Origin of the sequence: Nonomuraea sp. NPDC049480, from assembly GCF_044465905.1 — a bacterium.
Lineage (GTDB): Bacteria > Actinomycetota > Actinomycetes > Streptosporangiales > Streptosporangiaceae > Nonomuraea.
Genome location: NZ_JBITMD010000003.1, coordinates 126,763 through 144,538 on the forward strand (window position 1 = coordinate 126,763; position 17,776 = coordinate 144,538).

The 17,776-nt window shown below is 71.0% G+C and carries 25 protein-coding genes; 14 read left to right on the forward strand and 11 right to left on the reverse strand.

Going from position 1 to position 17,776, the window contains the following annotated elements; all coding sequences use genetic code 11:
- Positions 1–8: 8 nt before the first annotated feature.
- The 3 genes from ACIBX3_RS10325 to ACIBX3_RS10335 all read left to right on the forward strand — a co-directional run bounded on the left by ACIBX3_RS10325 (position 9) and on the right by ACIBX3_RS10335 (position 1,403).
- Entirely contained in the window at positions 9–542 is a 534-nt protein-coding gene (locus tag ACIBX3_RS10325; protein ID WP_397115266.1) for an OsmC family protein, read from the forward strand.
- 199 nt (positions 543–741) lie between these two features.
- Entirely contained in the window at positions 742–1,014 is a 273-nt protein-coding gene (locus ACIBX3_RS10330) for a hypothetical protein (RefSeq protein WP_397115268.1), read from the forward strand.
- Entirely contained in the window at positions 1,011–1,403 is a 393-nt protein-coding gene (locus ACIBX3_RS10335) for a type II toxin-antitoxin system VapC family toxin (RefSeq protein ID WP_397115270.1), read from the forward strand. Before ACIBX3_RS10330 ends, ACIBX3_RS10335 begins: the two co-directional genes overlap by 4 nt.
- A gap of 227 nt (positions 1,404–1,630) precedes the next feature.
- On the opposite strand, the gene ACIBX3_RS10340 is transcribed toward ACIBX3_RS10335, so the two are convergent.
- The 4 genes from ACIBX3_RS10340 to ACIBX3_RS10355 all read right to left on the reverse strand — a co-directional run bounded on the left by ACIBX3_RS10340 (position 1,631) and on the right by ACIBX3_RS10355 (position 3,600).
- Complete coding sequence (locus ACIBX3_RS10340) at positions 1,631–2,653, reverse strand: LLM class flavin-dependent oxidoreductase (protein WP_397115272.1); 1,023 nt, start codon at positions 2,651–2,653, stop codon at positions 1,631–1,633.
- Positions 2,654–2,725: 72 nt separating this feature from the next.
- The gene (locus ACIBX3_RS10345) at positions 2,726–3,073 is read right to left on the reverse strand and encodes a hypothetical protein (protein ID WP_397116368.1); all 348 of its coding nucleotides are present in this window, start codon (positions 3,071–3,073) and stop codon (positions 2,726–2,728) included.
- Between the two features lie 44 nt (positions 3,074–3,117).
- Positions 3,118–3,312, reverse strand: a complete 195-nt coding sequence (locus ACIBX3_RS10350) for a hypothetical protein (RefSeq protein ID WP_397115274.1) — start codon at positions 3,310–3,312, stop codon at positions 3,118–3,120.
- 111 nt (positions 3,313–3,423) lie between these two features.
- Positions 3,424–3,600, reverse strand: a complete 177-nt coding sequence (locus ACIBX3_RS10355; RefSeq protein ID WP_397115276.1) for a hypothetical protein — start codon at positions 3,598–3,600, stop codon at positions 3,424–3,426.
- 37 nt (positions 3,601–3,637) lie between these two features.
- Here ACIBX3_RS10355 and ACIBX3_RS10360 point away from each other — a divergent pair, with 37 nt between their 5' ends.
- Together ACIBX3_RS10360 and ACIBX3_RS10365 are read left to right on the forward strand one after the other, a co-directional pair.
- Complete coding sequence (locus ACIBX3_RS10360; RefSeq protein ID WP_397115278.1) at positions 3,638–4,135, forward strand: helix-turn-helix domain-containing protein; 498 nt, start codon at positions 3,638–3,640, stop codon at positions 4,133–4,135.
- Between the two features lie 165 nt (positions 4,136–4,300).
- Positions 4,301–5,239, forward strand: a complete 939-nt coding sequence (locus tag ACIBX3_RS10365) for a sulfite exporter TauE/SafE family protein (RefSeq protein WP_397115280.1) — start codon at positions 4,301–4,303, stop codon at positions 5,237–5,239.
- Between the two features lie 75 nt (positions 5,240–5,314).
- Here ACIBX3_RS10365 and ACIBX3_RS10370 read toward each other — a convergent pair whose 3' ends face one another.
- Positions 5,315–5,953 carry a 1,2-dihydroxy-3-keto-5-methylthiopentene dioxygenase gene (locus tag ACIBX3_RS10370; RefSeq protein WP_397115281.1) on the reverse strand — a complete coding sequence of 213 codons (639 nt, stop codon included), beginning with the start codon at positions 5,951–5,953 and terminating at the stop codon, positions 5,315–5,317.
- Between the two features lie 50 nt (positions 5,954–6,003).
- On the opposite strand from ACIBX3_RS10370, the gene ACIBX3_RS10375 reads away from it, so the two are divergent.
- From ACIBX3_RS10375 to ACIBX3_RS10415, 9 genes are read left to right on the forward strand one after another with little or no spacing between them, the layout of a single operon-like run.
- Complete coding sequence (locus ACIBX3_RS10375) at positions 6,004–7,083, forward strand: substrate-binding domain-containing protein (RefSeq protein WP_397115283.1); 1,080 nt, start codon at positions 6,004–6,006, stop codon at positions 7,081–7,083.
- Positions 7,080–8,624, forward strand: coding sequence for a sugar ABC transporter ATP-binding protein (locus tag ACIBX3_RS10380; RefSeq protein ID WP_397115285.1), 1,545 nt, complete (start codon positions 7,080–7,082; stop codon positions 8,622–8,624). The genes ACIBX3_RS10375 and ACIBX3_RS10380 overlap by 4 nt, the downstream gene beginning before the upstream one ends.
- A complete protein-coding gene (locus ACIBX3_RS10385; protein WP_397115287.1) occupies positions 8,621–9,646 on the forward strand; it encodes an ABC transporter permease in 1,026 nt (341 codons plus the stop codon). Before ACIBX3_RS10380 ends, ACIBX3_RS10385 begins: the two co-directional genes overlap by 4 nt.
- Positions 9,643–10,824, forward strand: a complete 1,182-nt coding sequence (mtnK, locus tag ACIBX3_RS10390) for an S-methyl-5-thioribose kinase (RefSeq protein ID WP_397115289.1) — start codon at positions 9,643–9,645, stop codon at positions 10,822–10,824. Before ACIBX3_RS10385 ends, mtnK begins: the two co-directional genes overlap by 4 nt.
- The gene (locus ACIBX3_RS10395) at positions 10,821–11,243 is read left to right on the forward strand and encodes a hypothetical protein (RefSeq protein WP_397115291.1); all 423 of its coding nucleotides are present in this window, start codon (positions 10,821–10,823) and stop codon (positions 11,241–11,243) included. Before mtnK ends, ACIBX3_RS10395 begins: the two co-directional genes overlap by 4 nt.
- A gap of 3 nt (positions 11,244–11,246) precedes the next feature.
- Entirely contained in the window at positions 11,247–11,555 is a 309-nt protein-coding gene (locus ACIBX3_RS10400) for a hypothetical protein (protein ID WP_397115293.1), read from the forward strand.
- Positions 11,546–12,037, forward strand: a complete 492-nt coding sequence (locus ACIBX3_RS10405; RefSeq protein WP_397115295.1) for a hypothetical protein — start codon at positions 11,546–11,548, stop codon at positions 12,035–12,037. Before ACIBX3_RS10400 ends, ACIBX3_RS10405 begins: the two co-directional genes overlap by 10 nt.
- A complete protein-coding gene (locus ACIBX3_RS10410; RefSeq protein ID WP_397115297.1) occupies positions 12,030–12,497 on the forward strand; it encodes a hypothetical protein in 468 nt (155 codons plus the stop codon). Before ACIBX3_RS10405 ends, ACIBX3_RS10410 begins: the two co-directional genes overlap by 8 nt.
- Positions 12,478–12,639, forward strand: a complete 162-nt coding sequence (locus tag ACIBX3_RS10415) for a hypothetical protein (protein WP_397115299.1) — start codon at positions 12,478–12,480, stop codon at positions 12,637–12,639. The genes ACIBX3_RS10410 and ACIBX3_RS10415 overlap by 20 nt, the downstream gene beginning before the upstream one ends.
- Here the strand turns inward: ACIBX3_RS10415 and mtnB are convergent.
- Genes mtnB through ACIBX3_RS10445 form a run of 6 tightly spaced genes read right to left on the reverse strand, consistent with a single transcriptional unit; the run spans position 12,625 to position 17,749 of the window.
- The gene (gene mtnB, locus ACIBX3_RS10420; RefSeq protein WP_397115301.1) at positions 12,625–13,257 is read right to left on the reverse strand and encodes a methylthioribulose 1-phosphate dehydratase; all 633 of its coding nucleotides are present in this window, start codon (positions 13,255–13,257) and stop codon (positions 12,625–12,627) included. The two genes, ACIBX3_RS10415 and mtnB, sit on opposite strands and share 15 nt — an antisense overlap.
- Positions 13,254–13,919 carry an acireductone synthase gene (gene mtnC, locus ACIBX3_RS10425; RefSeq protein ID WP_397115303.1) on the reverse strand — a complete coding sequence of 222 codons (666 nt, stop codon included), beginning with the start codon at positions 13,917–13,919 and terminating at the stop codon, positions 13,254–13,256. Before mtnC ends, mtnB begins: the two co-directional genes overlap by 4 nt.
- A complete protein-coding gene (locus ACIBX3_RS10430; protein WP_397115305.1) occupies positions 13,916–14,863 on the reverse strand; it encodes a nucleoside hydrolase in 948 nt (315 codons plus the stop codon). The genes mtnC and ACIBX3_RS10430 overlap by 4 nt, the downstream gene beginning before the upstream one ends.
- Entirely contained in the window at positions 14,860–15,864 is a 1,005-nt protein-coding gene (locus tag ACIBX3_RS10435; RefSeq protein WP_397115307.1) for a s-methyl-5-thioribose-1-phosphate isomerase, read from the reverse strand. The genes ACIBX3_RS10430 and ACIBX3_RS10435 overlap by 4 nt, the downstream gene beginning before the upstream one ends.
- Positions 15,861–16,730, reverse strand: a complete 870-nt coding sequence (locus ACIBX3_RS10440) for an ABC transporter permease (protein ID WP_397115309.1) — start codon at positions 16,728–16,730, stop codon at positions 15,861–15,863. Before ACIBX3_RS10440 ends, ACIBX3_RS10435 begins: the two co-directional genes overlap by 4 nt.
- Positions 16,727–17,749 carry an ABC transporter permease gene (locus ACIBX3_RS10445; protein ID WP_397115311.1) on the reverse strand — a complete coding sequence of 341 codons (1,023 nt, stop codon included), beginning with the start codon at positions 17,747–17,749 and terminating at the stop codon, positions 16,727–16,729. Before ACIBX3_RS10445 ends, ACIBX3_RS10440 begins: the two co-directional genes overlap by 4 nt.
- Between the last annotated feature and the right edge of the window lie 27 nt (positions 17,750–17,776).

The window sequence follows — 17,776 nt, forward strand, 5'->3', positions numbered from 1 at the left end:
AGAAGACCATGAGCACCCTTCGCGAGTACCTGTCACACAAGCGCACGGCCCTGCTGGCCCGCCGGGAGGCGCCTGCCGCCGGGCCGGTCCCGTTGCACGCCCATGTCACCGCCGAGGGCCGCAGCGGGATCCGGCGCATCAGGATCAGGGACTTCCAGATCGTCAGCGACAGCGGCCCCGACTTCGCCGGTTACGACCTCGGCCCCACCTCGCCCGAACTGCAGGCCGGCGTCCTGGGCAGCTGCGTCACGCACATCTTTCTGATCAAGGCGGCCGAGCTGGCGGTGCCGATCGACGCGCTGGAGGTGGACGTGCGCGCCGAATACGACCCCCGAGCCCAGCAACCGGGTGACGGCGACATTCCCGTGTACCCGCACAACTTCCGCTACAACGTGCTGATCGACTCGCCCGCCTCCGACAAGGAACTGGCGAACCTGCACGCCGAGGTCGAGCGGGTCTGCCCGATACTCAACCTGATCCGCAACCCGCAGCCCGTCAGCGGAACGCTGGTCCGGACCCGAGCGGGAGCACCGCTGGTCTGACGAGCAGGATGATCATCGACCTCGGCGGCCTGGTCGATCCCTGGACGCGCCCACCATGCCTCGTCGCAGCTGCTCCTCCGCGCACGCGGCCTGCCAGGCAGGCCGCTCCCAGCAGGTCGAACCATAGTCGGCAGTTCTGGGTGACGCATGGGTGCCAACGCCACCGCCCGAATAACAATCGATTTGTTAGACTGGCTGCATGGATGCTGTTCCCGTCCCTGGTGAAGGCCCCACCCGGCCGGTATCCGTCTCACTCCATGAAGGTACGATCGCGGCGCTCAAGGAGCGCGTCGGAAAGCGTGGTATATCCGCATACGTTGAGGCGCTCATCCAGCGGCAGCTGGAGCGGGATCGGCTGCGTGAACTGATCGAGGACGCCGAGGCCGAGCACGGACCGGTCGATCCGTCATCGGTCGAAGCCAAGCGGGCGGTCCTGCGGGCGGACGGTGCGGACTCGGCCGACGCCGCATGAGCGGGACTCTTGTCCTGGACTGTGAAGGGCTGTCCAACCTCGTACGACGCGATCCTGAGCTCACCGAATGGCTGGCCGCGGCCGAGGCGGAGGACATCCGCGTCGTCGCCAGTTCTGTCACGCTCGTGGAAGCACGCGATCCTCGGGTGAACCAGGCCCGGTTCGACTACGTCGTCTCACGCGTCAACGTGATTCCGCCGACGGAAGCCATCGCCCGCCATGCCAGTAAGCTCCTCGCCGCGGCCGGACTGCACGGGCACAAGTACGCGCTCGACGCGATCGTGGCCGCCACAGCCCTCGCTTCGCCGACACCCATCACCATCCTCACCTCGGATCCGGAGGATCTCCTGGTGCTGTGTGGGTCCGGCCTCCGAGTGATCAAAGTCTGACCGGGATCGGATCACCGCTGCTTCCGTCGGTGGCCTGCGCGCAAGCCGCCGCCCAACCCCTGCCGGTCCCTCCCATGTCCGCTGCAGACCCGCGCCGCGATGCGGGGCTGCTGACGTCTCATGGCCCTTTCCTGGCCATGGCCATGGTCGTCGTCCCCACGTTGATCGTCGCGCTCGGGAGGCGTCCTGCGGCGGCCCGTGACGCGGACAAGGTCTACCAGCGGCGTCTATTGGTGCCGGGGCCGCCAGCCGAGTGAGGGACCGAGCTTGGTGGCGATGTCGGTGAGGATCTGTACGTAGTCCTCGTGATCGAACGTGAAGGGCAGCGCGAAGGCAACCTCGTGGATCTCCCGGAAGGCGGCATGGTCGTAGAGCCGCTCGGCGATCTCGGCGGAGCTGCCGACGAGATCGGGCGCGAACATCATCCGTGCCGGTCCCTGGGGGGCGGCGGTTCGGGGCGTGCGCTTGTCGGCGTACTCCTTGTACTTGGCCCGCTGCTCGGACGAAGCTGTGTCGGTGGGGATGACCACCAGGCCCTGGGAGACGCGGGCGCGGTCGCCGTCGGGGTGGTGGGCGCGGAACTCCCGTACGTGGGAGAGCTGGATCTCGGCGAAATCCTCCGACTCCTCCGCCTTCACGACGCTGCTGGTCAGGAGGTTCATGGCGTGCTCGCCCGCCCACCGGGCCGAGCGCAGGCTGCCGCCGCCATACCACATGCGGCTGCCGAGGCCGGGGGAGTGGGGCTGGACCCGGTCGGAGAAGACCTCGAAGCCCTCGACCCCGCGGAAGTCGGTGGCCGGCTGGCCGCGTACGAAGCCCAGCAGCCGTCGCACGCGTTCGTAGCTGAAGTCCTCGACGTCGCCGGTGTCGGGGTAGAGCGCGTCCTTGACCCGGTCGTAGTGCATGGGCGGGCCGATGCTAAGGCCCGGATTGAGGCGGCCCCCGGACAGGATGTCCACTGTCGCCAGGTCTTCGGCCAGCCGCAGCGGGTTCTCCCAGCCCAAGGGGATGACCGCCGTGCCCAGCTCGATGCGGCTGGTGCGCTGGGTGGCCGCCGCGAGGACGGCGACCGGGGAGGAGACGCCGTACTGCAGGTGGCGGTGCCGCACCCACGCGCTGTCGAAGCCCAGTTGCTCGCCCAGTTCGATGATTTCGAGCGTCGTCTCGTGGCCCCGGCGCGGATCGGCCTCGTCGAACAGCCCGATGGTCAAGAAGCCCAGCTTGCGCAGCGGTTGCGAGGCCAGCGGCATGCGTGTCCCTCCTTAGCCCTGTATTCCGACCCAAGATAGCGGGGAATGGTCGCACTGAGATGTCGAGGGGGGCTATCTGCGGGCGAGGCCGTCGAGAGTGAGGGTGATGAGGCGGTCGGCGTCGGCGGCGGATAGATGTTCGTGGAGCGAGGCGGCGGCGGTGGTGAGCGCGGTGACGTCCGCGCCCGACGCGTCTGAGCGGACGGCACCCGATTCGCGGGCCCGCGCGACGAGGCGTTCGCCGATTTCAGCCATGCGCAAGCAGGAGGCGTGCAACTCCGATGCCTCGTCGTCCAGACCAGCGGCGAGCATGGCGGCCAGGCCGCTGTAGACGGCGGCGTGCTCGGAGGCCGCCCGTACCCAGGTGCCCAGCGCGTCCGGCCCCGGCTCGGCGAGGAGTCTGTCGCCGAGTTGGAACAGGGTCGTGTTGCGGTATTGGGTCGATCAGAGTTCTGGCATCGCACTCACCAGCGTTCCCAGTGCAGAACCTCCTCGCGTGGGATGCGGCGGGCGGGTTTGAAGTCGGTGCCGATCGTGTAGGCCAGCGGAATGAACGCCGACAGCATCACGTCGTCGTAGGGCATGCCCGGTACCTGGGCCAATTCGCGTTCGAGTGAGTCCGCTACTGCGGCCAGGCCGAGCCGTACATCGCCCTGCACCGGGCCGAACCGCCGGCTCCGCCCTGCTCCCGCGGCGGCCCGGCCCCATGACCGGCTGCTTCCTGTACTGGTTCTGCGCCGGTCATGGACAGGGTGCTGCGTTCCTGAGGGCTAGAAACCGATCGGCTCGCGTACCAGCACCACCGTGGCCCGTTCCGGCAGGGCCTCCCTCTCCACGATGAGGACCTTGCCGATGAACGACGATTGGCCGAACTCCTGGAGGCGGAGGTGCTCGCGCGGCAGGCTGTACGAGCGGATCCGGCGCAGGGCCGTCTCCAGGTCCGGCACCACCTTCTGGGCGCCCGCATCGTCGCGATCTGTTCCGGTGCCTTCCTTCTGGCGGAGGCGGGACTGCTGGATCACCGTAGGGCGACCACCCACTGGCGGATGGCCGCCGCCGCATCGCGAGGGCGGGCAGCTGCAGTATGCCGCCCCTGCCCTCACCGCCCACCCGCCGGAGTCCCTGGCTGCCATCCTGGACTGGGCCATCGAGAGGCTGCACGAACCGCTCACCATCGACGACCTCGCCGCGCAGGCCAAGATCTCCCCGCGCACGCTCGCCCGCAGGTTCGCCGACCAGCTCGGCATCGCCCCCGGCCGATGGCTACTCCAGCAGCGCATCATGGCGGCCCGAACCCTTCTGGAAGAAACAGACCTCCCTGTGGAGACGATCGCGACCCGGGTCGGCCTGTCCTCGGCCGCCAACCTGCGCAGGCGCTTCCACACGATGGTGCACACCACGCCTGCCGCCTTCCGACGTTCCGTCGGTCGCCATACCGGCGGGACGCGACCGAGCGTCCGAGGCGTCAATCGCCGTATCTGACCGATCCGTGGTCGTCACGTTCCCCAAGGTAGATCGAGTATGGGGTCGCATAGTCAACAAATTATGTAGGAAGTATGGGTTTATCCGATCCCAGGGGGTGACTTGACGAAACCATGAGACTCGTAAATGATTATTCCTACTTATTAAGTAGAGAAAGGGGAGATCGTGCGAGCGCTCATCCTGCTCGGGCTCGTCGGTTTCGCGGCCCAGCTCGTCGACGGCAGCCTGGGCATGGCCTACGGCGTCACCTCCAGCACGCTGCTGCTGGCCGTCGGCACCAACGCGGCCGCCGCCTCGGCCACCGTGCACCTGGCCGAGATCGGCACCACGCTCGCCTCGGGCATCTCCCACTGGCGCTTCGGCAACGTCGACTGGAAAGTCGTCGCCAGGATCGGCATCCCCGGCGCGCTCGGCGCCTTCGCCGGCGCGACGTTCCTGTCCAGCCTGTCCACCGAGATCGCCGCCCCGGTCATGTCGATCATCCTGCTGACACTCGGCGTCTACATCCTCATCCGCTTCACCGCCTTCGGGCTGCCGCGCGGCAACCTGGGCAAGCCGCTGCGCAAGCGCTTCCTGGCCCCGCTCGGCCTGCTGGGCGGCTTCGTCGACGCCACCGGCGGTGGCGGCTGGGGCCCGGTCGGCACCCCCGCCATCCTGGCCAGCGGCCGGCTGGCACCCCGCAAGGTGATCGGCTCCGTCGACGCCAGCGAATTCCTCGTCGCCATCGCCGCCAGCATCGGCTTCTTCGTCGGCATCGGCTCGGAGAACATCGACTTCGCCTGGGTCGCCGTCCTGCTGCTCGGCGGCGTCATCGCCGCGCCGATCGCGGCCTGGCTGGTGCGTCACATCCCGCCGCGCATCCTCGGCTCGGCCGTGGGCGGCGTGATCGTCCTGACCAACATCCGCACCCTGCTGCGCAGCGACTGGATCGAGGCCTCCGGCGCCGTCCAGACCGTCGCCTACCTCGCCATCGCCCTGATCTGGGCCGGTGCCATCGCCTACTCCGTGCGCGAATACCGCCGCGACAAGGCCGCCGAGTCCGTCGAGGCGATCGAGACCGAGCTGCGCGTCCGGACCGCCGAGGAGGAGCAGGCCTCGGCATGAGGTCGTACGTGCCGGGCTTTGGGCAGGGGGTAGTGCTCACCTACCGCATCCCGCGTCAGTCGTCGACGTTGCGGATCACGATCTGCCGCAAGCTGGACTGGCTCGGCGCGGCTCGGCTGGGCGACGGGCCGTCCTGGCGGCACGGGTGGACGTGATCGTGTCGAAGTCCGGGATGCGCTCGGCGATGGGGTCGCCGGTGAAGTCGCCGATCCAGCCGTCGTCGTCGTGGAAGAAACGGATGGCGGTGAAGTCGGGCCGCGTGCCCATGTCGAACCAGTGCGTGGTGTTCTCGGGCACGCTCAGCAGGTCGCCGGCCTCGCACAGCACCGCGTGCACCTTGCCGTTCACGTGCAGGTAGAAGATGCCGGAGCCGGCGACGAAGTAGCGCACCTCGTCGTCGTCGTGCGTGTGCTCGTTCAGGAACTTCTTCCTGGCCGCCGCGGCACGCTCCGGCCAGTCGGGGCTGTCGTCGGGGTGGAGTCGGGCGACGTCGACGAACGTGTAGCCCTCCTCGGCGATGACGCGGTCCACCTCCTGCCGGTAGGCCGCCAGGATCTCCTCCTGGCCGGCGTCCTCCGGCAGGTCTTCGACGACCGCCCAGTGCCGCAGGACGACGTCGATCTCCTTCAGTGTCGCCGCGATCTCCGCGGCGTCCTCGGTCGCCAGCAGCGTCTCCGGCTGCTCGCCGTCGGTGTAAACGGTCAGGTACGTCATGACCATAAAGCCTACAATACATGCATGAATAGTGGGATATAGTCCGCTGTGTGAACCTCGCAAGACTCGTGGGCGTCGCGGCTCTCCTCGCCCTGGCCGGTTGCTCTCAGGGCACGCCCGCCGCCCCATCCGCTCCACCGCCCTCGCCGTCGCTTGCCGCGGCGAGCCCGACGGCTGCCGTGCCCCCCAAGTTCGCCTCGGGCGACGTCAGGATCTCCCTGGTCCGCCAGTTGTCTTCCGGCGACTATTTCGAGCAGTGGCTCGCCGGTGCCCAAGCCGAGGCCAAGGCGCTCAACGTGAAACTGGAGATCTCCAGCGGCGACGGCAACAACGACAAACAGGCGCTCAACCTGGAGCAGGCCGTCACCGGAAAGGCCGACGCGATCATCGTCGACCACGGGTTCGCCCAGACGGTGCAGCCCGCCATCAAGAAGGCGGTGGCCGCGAAGATCCCGCTCGTCGCGTTCGACGTCGATCCCGGCACCGCAGAGGCCGTCACCTTGAGCCAGGACGATCACCAGATCGCTGAGCAGGCGCTGGGCGCGCTGAAGGCGGAAACGGGCGGCTCCGGCGAGGTCGTCTACGTCTACGTGGCCGGCTTCGCGCCGCTGGACCGGCGCAACGAGACCTGGGAGCAGTTCAAGAAGGACAACCCGGCAATCAAACAGGTGGCGCAGATCGGTGTGGTCAACAGCTCGACCGCCTCGGCTGTGGCCGACCAGGCCAAGGCGGCGCTCCAGGCCCATCCGGGCGTCAAGGCGATCTTCGCGCCGTACGACGAGTTCGCCAAGGGCGCCGCCCTGGCGGTCAAGGAGCTCGGCTTGGCGGGCAAGGTCAAAATCTATGGTGCGGACGTGTCCACCGCTGACATCGGCGTCATGACCGAGCCGAACAGCCCGTGGGTCGCCACCTCGGCCACCGATCCCGCCAACGTGGGCCGGGTCGCGGTACGGGCGGCCGCCCTCCTGGTTGCGGGTGAGCAGGTGGGCCGGGCGCTCACGGTGCCGCCGTCGCTGATCACGCAGAAGGGGCTGCGGGACGCCGGCATCACCGGCGTCGAGCAACTGACTCGAGCCTTCCCCGGCTTGACCACGCCCGACGTGGCGCGCGTGCCGTGGGCGGCGCCGTGACCTTCGCGGTCACGTCCGTCTCCAAGGTGTACGGCGCCACCACGGCCCTGTCCTCGGTCACCCTCGACCTTCGGCCGGGCGAGATCGTGGGGCTCATCGGCACCAACGGGGCCGGCAAGTCCACGCTCATCAAAATCCTCTCCGGGGCGACCGCGCCCAGCTCCGGGACGCTGTCATACGAGGGGAGTCCCCTGTCGTTCGGCGGCCCGCTGGACGCGCAGGCGGCCGGGGTGCAGACCGTGCACCAGAACATCGACGACGGCGTGGTCTTCGGCGCCACCGTGGCGGAGAACCTCACGCTCGACGCGCTGGCGACACGCGGCCGGCGGGGGTGGTTCCAGACCCGTGCCCGGATCCGAGCCGCCGCGTCCGCCGCCGCTCCCGGGCTCGGCTTGTCCATGGACGCGCCGGTGGAGAGTCTGCCGGCGAGCGCCCGGCAGCAGATCGTCATCGCCCGCGCCCTGGCTCGCCACGCCCGGCTGCTGATCCTCGACGAGCCCACCTCCACGCTGTCGGAGGTTGAGGCGGGCGCGCTCGCCGCCCGGGTGCGGGAGGCGGCGGCCGCGGGCGTGTCGGTGCTGTACGTGTCGCATCGGCTGTCGGAGATCGAGGCGCTGTGCGATCGGGTGGTGGTCCTCAGGGACGGTGAACTGGTCGCCACGTTCGCCGCGCCGCTCGATCGGGCGGCGATCGTGGGCGCCATGCTGGGCTCGGCGGCCGATGCGCCCGCTCGCCGCGCTGCCGTTGCGCGGGAGGCCGGTGCGGATGCGGGGCGGGACGTGCTCCTCGCCGGCGGGGTGCGGGCGCTGCCGGGCGGGCACGCGTTCGGCTTCCGGGTTCGCGCCGGGGAGCTGCTGGGCGTGACCGGGCTGGCCGGGGCCGGGAAGACTGAGCTGCTCGAGCAGCTCGGCGGTGCCCGGCCGCTGGTGTCGGGGGAGCTGTCCCTCGACGGTGTGCCGTACAAGCCGAAGGATCCCCGCGACGCGATCGCGGCGGGGGTGGCGTTCGCGCCCGAGGAACGGGCGGCGCAGGCCATGGTGCCCGGATGGTCGGTACGCGCGCACGTCACGTTGCCGTGGCTGCGCCGGCACACCCGCTCGGGACTGCTGGCGCGCCGCTCGGAGTCCGCCGCCGCCCGGCACGTCATCGGCCTGTTCGGGGTGCGAGGTCCTGGGCAGGAGGCGCCCATCGAGGCGCTGTCCGGCGGCAACCAGCAGAAGGTGGTGGTCGGCCGCTGGCTGGCGGGGGAGCCGCGGCTGCTGGTGCTCGACGAGCCGTTCCGAGGTGTGGACCTGGCCGCGCGGGTGGACATCGGCCGGGTGATCAGGGAACGCGCACGGGAGTCGGCCGTCGTCGTGGCCTCCTCCGATCCGCAGGAGCTGTACGACCTGGTGGACAGGGTGCTCGTGCTGCACGAGGGCGACCTGGTGGGTGAGCTGGCGATCGCCGACGTGACGCCGGACCGCCTGGCCGCTCTCATGTCGGGCACTGAAGTGAGCGCTGCGGCCACTTCCCTGTTCGGGCCGGGAGGCCGGGAATGATCGCCACCGCGCGAGCCGCGAGCCGCAGCATATCGTCCCGCCGCGTCGTGTCCCGGGCTGCCGCCGTGGCCTACCGCTATGGCCTGCTGGGCGTGCTGGCCCTCATGATCGTCCTGTTCTCCCTGCTGCGGCCCGCGTTCGCGACCTACCCCAACGCCTTGGTCGTGCTGCAGTCCGTGGCCGTGGTCGGGATCGTCGCGCTCGGCGTCACCGTCTCCATGACGACCGGCGGGTTCGACCTGTCGGCGGGCGCCTGCGTCGGCGCGGTGGTCATGGTGACCGCGTTGACCATGGTCAGGTTCAACCTGACCGGCGGCACCGCGATCGTGGCCGGGCTGCTCACCGGCCTGCTCGTCGCCGGGGTCAACGTGCTGCTCACCGTCGTCGCCAAGGTGCCCGACCTGGTCGCGACGCTGGGCACGCTGTTCCTGTTCCAAGGCCTGGCGCTGATCGTCACGGGCGGCCAGTCGATCGCGCCGGGCATGACGGTGGACGGCGCGCCCGCCCTCGGCCGCTACACCGAGGGCTTCGCCTGGCTGGGCGGCGGCACGATCGCCTCCGTGCCGGTCCCGGTGGTGATGTTCGCCCTGATCGCCGCTGCCGTGTACGTGCTGCTCAACCACACCCGCTGGGGCCGGGCGCTGTACGCGATCGGCGGCAACGCCGAGGCGGCCCGCTTGGCGGGCATCCGCGTGGCCCGCTACCGCGCCCTGGCGTACGCGGTGTCGGGGGTGTGCGCGGCGATCGCCGGGATCCTGCTGTCTGCCCGGCTCGGCAGGGGCGATGTGGGCGCCGGGGACCCGTACCTGCTGCAGTCGGTGGCCGCGGCGCTCATCGGCTTCGCCGTGCTCGGGGCCAACCGCCCCAACGCGCTGGGCACGGTGGTGGGCGCGCTGTTCATCGGTGTCATGATCAACGGCCTGACCATGCTGAACGCCCCCTACTACGCGCAGACGTTCGTCCAGGGCGCGCTGCTCGTCGGCGCGCTGGTGACCAGTTACACGCTCAGGAGGATCAGGTGAGCTACGAGCTCCTCACCGTTGACACGGTGCCCGGCTACGTCGCCACGCGGCCCGCGCTCGCCCGCTTCGGTGCGGTCTCGCGGGTGCGGGAGGTGGGCGATGGCAACCTCAACCTGGTCTTCGTGGCCGAGGCCGACGGCGGCGGGCTTGTGCTCAAGCAGGCGCTGCCGTACGTGCGGGTGGACCCCACCTGGCCCATCACCCCAGAACGCAACGGCATCGAGGCACGCGCGCTGCGCGTGCACAACCAGCTCGCTCCCGGCCTCGTGCCGGGGATCTACGACACCGACGACGAGCGGCACGTCATCGCCATCGAGGACCTGTCCGACCACCGGGTCTGGCGGGGCGCGCTCAACGAGGGGCTGCGGCACGAGGGCGTGGCCGAGGACCTCGGGCGGTATGTCGCCAAGGTAGCGTTCGGCACCTCCGTGTTCGGGCTCGGCGCCAAGGGACACAAATCGGCGCTGGCCACCGCCGCCAACCCGGAGCTGTGCGAGATCACCGAGGATCTCGTGTTCACCGAGCCGTACATCTTCCACGAGCACAACCGGATCCTGCCCGCCAACGAGGCGGACGTGGCCGCCTACGCTGGCGATCCCGTCGTGCGGGCGGCCATCGGGGCGGCTAAGCTCGCGTTCATGACGCACGCCGAGGCGCTGATCCACGGCGACCTCCACACCGGCTCCGTCCTGGTCCGCGACGAACCCCACTCGGCCAAGGCCTTCGACGTCGAGTTCGCCTTCTACGGCCCGGTCGGCTTCGACATCGGCGCGCTGTGGGGCAATTACGTGCTGGCCGCCGCCCGCGCGCTCGTCCTGGGCGAGGACGCGCACGCGGCGTGGGTGCTGGCGCAGGCGGTCGAGACCTGGCAGGGGTTCGCCGACGAGTTCGCCGCCCTGTGGCCGGACCGGGCCGACCCCCGCGTCATCGACCTGGAGAGCTACCTGGCCGAGGTCTACGCGGACGCCGTGCCGTTCGCCGCGGCCAAGGCGGCCCGGCGGGTGATCGGCTTCTCCTCTGTCAGCGACATCGAGACCCTGCCGGAGCAGCGGCGCGAGCGCGCCATCCGGGCCGTCCTGGCGGCGGCCAGGTTGCTGCTCACCGGGGAGACGCGGCAGGGCGAGCCGAAACTCCTGTTCGACCAGGTGGGACAGATCATGGCGGAGGCAGGCAGATGATAGGCGACCTCGGTGCCGACGACTTCGACCGGCTCATCGAGGCCGCCAGACGAGCCGTGGAGGCCGCCCAGACTGAACCGCCCGCCCTGCCCGACGTCCGGCACGAGGCAGCGGACCCCGAAGGGACGGTCCGTGCGACGGCGGTCCTGACGGGCGAGGGCCCTCGCCTGCAGTCGCTGCGGCTGAATCCACGAGCCCGGCGGCTGGACTCCGGCGACCTGGCCGAATTGGTCTTGCGCACGGTGAACGAGGCGCTGGACGGCGTGTCCGCGGCCGCCGGTGGCCAGGCCGTCCCGAATCTGGCGGCGCTGTCGGCGGAGTTGCACGAGCTTCAGCAGTTCTCGGCCGACCGGTTCGGCGTTTTCGCCGACGCCATCGGCGATGTTCTCCGGCAGCTCGACAAGAGAATCGAGGAATAGCGCATGGAAATCCGCAAGACCGTTCTGGAGGGCGCGGGAACGGACGTGGGCGAGGTCGCCATCGAGGTGCGTGCCGCTTTCGATGAGCTGCTCGCCGCCGTCTCCGCTGTGGGTTCCCTTCCGCAGAACGATGACATCAGCGCCATGATCTCCGCAGCCTGTGCCGCCATCCACGAGATCGCGGCCGAGTCCGTCGAGTCGGCGGTCACCGCGCTGGGCGAGCACGGCGAAGGGCTGGTCTCGATGGCCGCCGCCTACGAGGCCGCCGAGCAGGACTCGATCCTGGCGATCAGGAGCGGCACGTGGGCGTGAGGCTGCCGGCCGAACTCGCGGCCCTGCTCAACGAGCTCGGCTACCTGTGGCCGGAGGTGGACGAGGAGTCGCTGCACCGGTTGTCCACCGCCTGGATCGGCTTCGGCGCCCGGCTCGGCGTCGCCACCGGGCAGGCGGACGCCGTCACCGAGGCCGTACGGCGCGGCAACGCGGGTGAGGCGATCGACGCGTTCCTGACCGCGTGGAGGCGCGAGGACGCCCCGCGCACGGTGGTCGCCGAAGGCGTGACCGGCGCCCGGGTCGTCGGCGTCTGCCTGGTGGTCTGCGCCGCGCTCGTGCTCGCTCTCAAGATCGCCTTCTTCGTACAGCTCGTCGCGCTGCTGGTCAGGATCCGCCTGGCGGTCGCCATGGCGGCGGCCACCTCCGGCGCCTCGCTGCTGACGATCCCGGCGGCCAAGCGGCTCACCGGCCTGCTGCTGAACCTCGCCGTGAACCAGGCGTCGCGGGTGCTGGTTGCGTAGGGTCCCCGCGGGCGCGGCCGGTTTCATCGCCCGCCGGGCCGCCAGGTTCTTCCGCGGCGCCAAGCCGGTGCCGCTCGGCGGGCTGATCAGGGACGCCCGGCGCAGCGGCGGCTTTTCCTGGTCACCGGCCACCGGCCGCCCGCCCGCCAGGGGTTACATGGTGGCCACGACCGGGCGTACCGCCCAGTTCCCCGAGAGCATCCTCGACGATCCGGACGTCGCGGCGCGGGCCATTGACAAGTACCTGCGCGACAACCGCGACGTCTTCGAGAGCCGCAAGAACATCTATCTGGGGTGCTGGATCGAGGACGGGAAGATGTGGCTCGAACCGTCCATGAACCTCCCCAGGAAGAGAGGGGCGATCAAGCTGGCCACGGAGACCGACCAGATCGCCATCTACGATGTGAGAACCCGCGACTACATTCAGACGGGAGGCGACGGTGGCTTTCTGGAGACGTAAGAAGGTCCACTCGGCGCTGCCGGAGGGCTATTTCGACCTGCCGGAGGAGGAGCGCCTGGCCTGGACCCGGCAGCTCGCCGAGGAGCTCAAGGCGGAGCGCGACGCCCCCCGGCAGGACGACGACACGTCAAGCGATGGCTAGCGCGTAGGAGAGCAGCCACTCCACGCACTCCGTGATGTGCCTGGCGTGCTTCAGGTCCCCGCCCCAGGCGTACAGACCGTGATCGGCCACGATGACGGCCGGCGTACGCGCGTCGTAGGCCGCCTCGAACCGGTCGCCCAGCTCTTCCATGTCCTGACTGTTGCCGATGACCGGGATCGTGACCTCGTCGTCGTGGGCGAGGCGGCCGATGCCCTTGAGCGTCTCCACGTCCCGCAGCGACACCCCGCCCGGCCAGCGGTGCCCGGCCACGACCGCGTTGAGCGCATGGACGTGCACGACCGCATCGGCTCCTGTCAGTGCGGCTACCCGGGCGTGCAGCCCGGCCTCGGCGGACGGCTTGAGCGGCTCCACGCCGTCCACGGCGACGGCCTCGCCGCGCGCGCCGACCACCGCCACGTCCGTCGGCAGCAGCTCACCCTTGTCCAGCCCGCTCGCGGTGACGGCCAGCCGCAGCGGCTCCCGTGACACCACCTCCGAGATGTTGCCGGAGGTGCCGCGCATCCACCCGATCCGGGTGAAGCGTGCCGCCTCCACCGCCAGTCTCGCGCCTGCCGCGTGCACCCGCTCGGCGGCCGGCTTCGTGTCCACGCTGCTCATAGGTCTATCTCCTCGAAGGTCGTGATGACGGGATGGGTGCCGAACGGTGTGGCCGCGTTCGGCTCGCCCGGCCTGCGTACCCCGGTGGTGCGCCAGCCGGCCGCCGCCGCGGCATCCAGCTCGGCCGGGACGTCGGACAGGAAGAGCAGCCCAGCGGCGTCGGTCAGGGTCTCCGCGATTCGCGCGTATGAGGCGGGCTCCCGTTTGGGGCCCGCGTTGACGGTGTCGAACCAGTGACCGACCAGCACCGACAGGTCGCCGTACGCGGTGCCCGCGAACCACGGCCGCTGACTGGCCACCGAGCCGGAGGAGAACACCGCGAGCCGGTGCCCGGCCGCGTGCCAGGCGCGTAGCGCGGGCGGCACGTCGGGGAAGAAGTGGGCGGTCAGCTCGCCCGCCGCGAAGCCCTCGGCCCAGATTCGCCCCTGCAGCGTCTTGAGCGGGGTGGCCTTGACGTCGCCGTCCATCCAGCCGTGCAGCACCTTCACGGCCTCCGCCGTGGTGGCCGCGCCGATCTCGGCGAGCGCCGCGCGCACGTCCGGGTCGTCGCGGTGGGCGTCGAGGTACGGGCCGAGCCGGGGCCGCGCGTAGGCGTACAGGCCGACGTGCACGGACTCCGTCGAGCTGGTCGTCCCCTCGATGTCGAGCACGATCGTGGTCACCGGGTCAGCACCTCCACGAAGTCGGTCACGAACCTGCGGGCGTCCACGGCGGCGATCACCCGTGTGTCCGGTGCGGGCTCGTAGGGGAAGGCCGGGGGCAGGCCGTCGTGCGTGCGCATCAGCCTGGCCCGGTGCAGGAAGCCGTCGCCGCGCACGTTGACCGGGCCGTCCGTCCAGGCGTTGGCGAAGGTGCGGTCCAGCAGGATGCCCGCGGCGAGGGGGTCGTGCAGCGGGATGATCCTGCGGCCCCACTCGTTCTGGTAGAAGTCCAGGTACGCGTCCAGGATCTCGGTCGCGAAGCGTGCCGTGGGTGTGCCGGACGCCCGCAGGGCAGCGATGGCGGATTCGTCCAGGATTGTGCCCGCCGTCACGTTAACGCCCACCATGACCAGCTCGCGGCGCGGCGCGGCGAAGACCGCACGCGCCGCCTCGGGGTCGTTGTTGACGTTGGCGTCGATCATCAGCAGGGTGCCGGGCGGGGCGTAGGGTCCCGAGCCGCCCATGAGCACCACTGAGCGGTATTTGGCGAGAAGCTCGGGGTCCAGGCGCAGGGCCAGCGCCAGGTTGGTGAGCGGGCCGAGCGTGAGCAGGTCCAGCTCGCCGGGCTGCTCGTTCGCCAGCCGCACCAGCAGCTCCGGTCCTGACTCGGTGCTCACCTCCGGTAGCGGCCGGTCGTGGCCCAGGTCGCCCAGGCCGTCCTTGCCGTGGACGTACCCGGCGATGTGGGCAGGGCCGCGCAGCGGCTCGGCGGCGCCCCTGGCGACGGATACGTCCAGGCCGAGCAGGCGGGCGACGTAGCCGATGTTGCGGGCGGCGTCCTCCTCCGTGCAGTTGCCGTACACCGAGGTGATCGCAACGATCTCGGCGTCGGGGCGGCCTGCCAGGTACAGCAGGGCGTGGGCGTCGTCGATGCCGGTGTCGGTGTCGACCACGATTCGTCTCATGAGAGCTCCTCAGGATGGTGGACGCCGTGCTCGGTCACGATGCGGGTCACCAGGTGGGGCGGGGTCACGTCGAAGGCCGGGTAGTAACCGGTCACGCCGTCGGCGGCGGTGCGCCGGCCGAGCACGTGCAGCACCTCGTCGCCGTCGCGTCGCTCGATCACGACGTCTCGTGCGGTGGGCGCCTGCGGGTCGGGGGCGTCGATCAGCGCGTAGAACGGGATGCCGGAGGCCTTGGCGGCCAGCGCGACGCCGAGCGTGCCGACCTTGTTGATCACGTGGCCGTCCAGCGTCACCCGGTCGGCGGCGGTCAGCGCCACGTCGGCCAGCCCGTCGGCCAGGGCGGCGGCGACCATGCCGTCGGTGATGAGCGTCGGCCGGTAACCCATCTCGACCAGCGTCGCCGCGGTCAGCCGCGCCCCTTGCAAGTAGGGGCGGGTCTCGGTGCAGACGAACTCCAGCCGCTTGCCCTGTCGCCTGGCCGCCCGTACGGTCGCGATCAGGAACGCGTCGGCCCAGCAGTGGGTGAGCACCCTCGTGCCGTCGCCGAGCAGCGAGGCGGCGTGCTCCCCGACCGCGGCGCTGCGCGCCCGGTAGCCCTCCTCGTGCGCCCGCGCCGCCGCCTCGACGGCCGCCGCCAGCTCGTCCCCGGCCAGTCGCGCCGAGTCCTCGGCCACCGTCGCCGACAACACGGCCTCCACGGCGTCCCGGATGTGGTTGTTCGTGGGCCGAGTCGCCACCAGCCGCGCCCCCACGGCCCGCAGCCGCGCCGCCGCCTCCTCAGGAGGGTTCCGTCGAGCCTCCCGTGCTCCGAGCACCAGGCCGGCCGTGGCCGCGAACAGCGGCCCCGAGCTCTGCGTCACCATCCGCTCGATCGCCACCGCCACGTCCTCGCTGGTGGCACAGCGGACCCAGCGGACCTCGAACGGGTACACGCGGCGATCGAGGATCTCCACCGCGTCCCCCGCGAACCGCACGGAATCAGCGAGTACCGGGCCGTTCACACCGTCTCCTTCCGACGTGTCGCCGCCACCAAGACCAGGGCCAGCAGCGTGATCAGATACGGGGCGGCATCGGCCGCCTGCTGCGGCAGCCCCGCCCCCTGCAACCGGAACCCCAGCGCTTCGGCCGCGCCGAACAGCAGGCACGCCCCCAGCCCGAGCCACGGCCGGGCACCGGCGAGCATCACGGCCACCACGGCCACCCAGCCTCGCCCCGCGCTCATCCCCTCGCTGAACAGCGTCACGTTCCCGAGCGCGAGCTGCGCCCCGCCGAGCCCGCACAACGCGCCCGCGCCGAGCACCGCGGCGTGCCGGTAGAACGGCACGGGCAGGCCGATCGACTCGGCGGCCTCCGCGTGCTGCCCGATGCCGCGCAGCCGCAGCCCCGACCTGGTCCGGCCGAGCCACCACGCGGCCCACGCCACCAGCAGGAACGCGACCGGCACCAGCGGTGACTGTGGCCCGAGCACCGGCAGGTCCAGTCCGAGTTCGGCGAGCGTGGGCAGTCCGGCCAAATCCGGGGAGCTGAAGGTGCCGCCGCTTCCGAACGCCGACCGCATGAGGAACGCCGTCAGGCCGAGCGCGAGCAAGTTCACCCCGACCGCCACGACGACGGCGTCGGCGCGGAAGGTGACGGCGGGTACCGACAGCAGCAGGGCGTACAGGGCGGTGGCGAGCACGGCCCCGGTCACGCCGAGCCAGGCGCTGCCGGTCAGGTGGCTGATCAGCACGGCCGTGAACGCGCCCCACAGCAGTTGTCCTTCCAGGGCCATGTTGAAGACGCCGGAGACCGAGCACAGCAGTCCCCCGAGCGCCGCCAGCACGACAGGCGTGGTCGCGGTGAGCACCGCCGTCAGGAACGCGGTCATCCGCGCCTCCCCGCAAGCCGGGCGCGGACGACGGCGGCCACCGCGACGATCACGATGATCAGGCCTTGCACGATCTGGGTCAGCTGGCTCGGAACGCCTGCGTCCCGTTCCATCCCCTGCCCGCCGGCCTGCAGGATCGTCATCAGCGCCACCGTCGCGGGGATCGCCGGCGGGCGTCCCGCGGCCAGCAGCACGGCCGCGATCGCCGTGAAGGTGTAGCCGGGCGCGGTCAGCGCGCCGTCCACGAACCGGTAGGGCGGGCCGAGCACGATCAGGCCTCCGGTCAGCCCCGCCAACGCGCCGCCCGCGGCCAGCGTGACGGCGGCCAGCCGGTCCACGCGGACGCCGCCGTACCGGGCGAACTCGCGGTTCGCGCCGATCGCACGGATCTCGTAGCCCGGGACGGTGCGGGCGTCGGCATACAGCCAGAGCGCGGTCAGGACGGCGATCACGGGCAGCGCGATCGTGACGTACGCGCTGGAGCCGAGCCCGGCCAGGCGGGCCGCGTCCGGCAGCAGCGGCGTCTGCGCGAGCCCCGTTCCCGGCTCGGCCAGCGGGAACCTGGCCAGATAGGAGGCCAGCGCCACCGCCGGGGCGCCGAGCAGCAGCGTGCTGACGATCGCCGGGACGCCGAGCCGGGTGCGCAGCGGCGCGGACAGTCCCGCCAGCAGCGCCCCCGCCATTGCTGCCCCTAGCAGCGGCACCACGAACGAGCCGCCGGCATGCAGCGCCAGCGCCGCCGCCGCGATGCCACCGAGCGACAGCTGGCCGTCGCCGCCCAGGTTGAACTCGCCCGCGCGCAGCGGGATCGCGAATGCCAGTGCCATGCCGAGCGTGGGAACGTACGTGGCGATCGTGTACTCGAGGTTGCCGTCCATGAGCGCGCCCCGCGCCAGCGCGGGGTAGGCGAGCGATGGGTCGACCCCGGCAGCGATCATGACAAGGGTGGTGAGCGCCAGCGCGCCCGCCACGGACAGCACGGCAGGCGACAGCGCCAGCCGCCGCGCGACCACGCGCACCTGTTCAGCCTGCCGACCCGGCGGCGT

What these genes read in the sequence shown, in the direction of transcription:
- ACIBX3_RS10325 (WP_397115266.1), top strand. Translation starts at nt 9, where the DNA reads ATGAGCACCCTTCGCGAGTACCTGTCACACAAGCGCACGGCCCTGCTG.
- ACIBX3_RS10330 (WP_397115268.1), top strand. Translation starts at nt 742, where the DNA reads ATGGATGCTGTTCCCGTCCCTGGTGAAGGCCCCACCCGGCCGGTATCC.
- ACIBX3_RS10335 (WP_397115270.1), top strand. Translation starts at nt 1,011, where the DNA reads ATGAGCGGGACTCTTGTCCTGGACTGTGAAGGGCTGTCCAACCTCGTA.
- ACIBX3_RS10340 (WP_397115272.1), bottom strand. Translation starts at nt 2,653, where the DNA reads ATGCCGCTGGCCTCGCAACCGCTGCGCAAGCTGGGCTTCTTGACCATC.
- ACIBX3_RS10370 (WP_397115281.1), bottom strand. Translation starts at nt 5,953, where the DNA reads ATGACGTACCTGACCGTTTACACCGACGGCGAGCAGCCGGAGACGCTG.
- ACIBX3_RS10385 (WP_397115287.1), top strand. Translation starts at nt 8,621, where the DNA reads ATGATCGCCACCGCGCGAGCCGCGAGCCGCAGCATATCGTCCCGCCGC.
- ACIBX3_RS10395 (WP_397115291.1), top strand. Translation starts at nt 10,821, where the DNA reads ATGATAGGCGACCTCGGTGCCGACGACTTCGACCGGCTCATCGAGGCC.
- ACIBX3_RS10400 (WP_397115293.1), top strand. Translation starts at nt 11,247, where the DNA reads ATGGAAATCCGCAAGACCGTTCTGGAGGGCGCGGGAACGGACGTGGGC.
- mtnB (WP_397115301.1), bottom strand. Translation starts at nt 13,257, where the DNA reads ATGAGCAGCGTGGACACGAAGCCGGCCGCCGAGCGGGTGCACGCGGCA.
- ACIBX3_RS10430 (WP_397115305.1), bottom strand. Translation starts at nt 14,863, where the DNA reads ATGAGACGAATCGTGGTCGACACCGACACCGGCATCGACGACGCCCAC.
- ACIBX3_RS10440 (WP_397115309.1), bottom strand. Translation starts at nt 16,730, where the DNA reads ATGACCGCGTTCCTGACGGCGGTGCTCACCGCGACCACGCCTGTCGTG.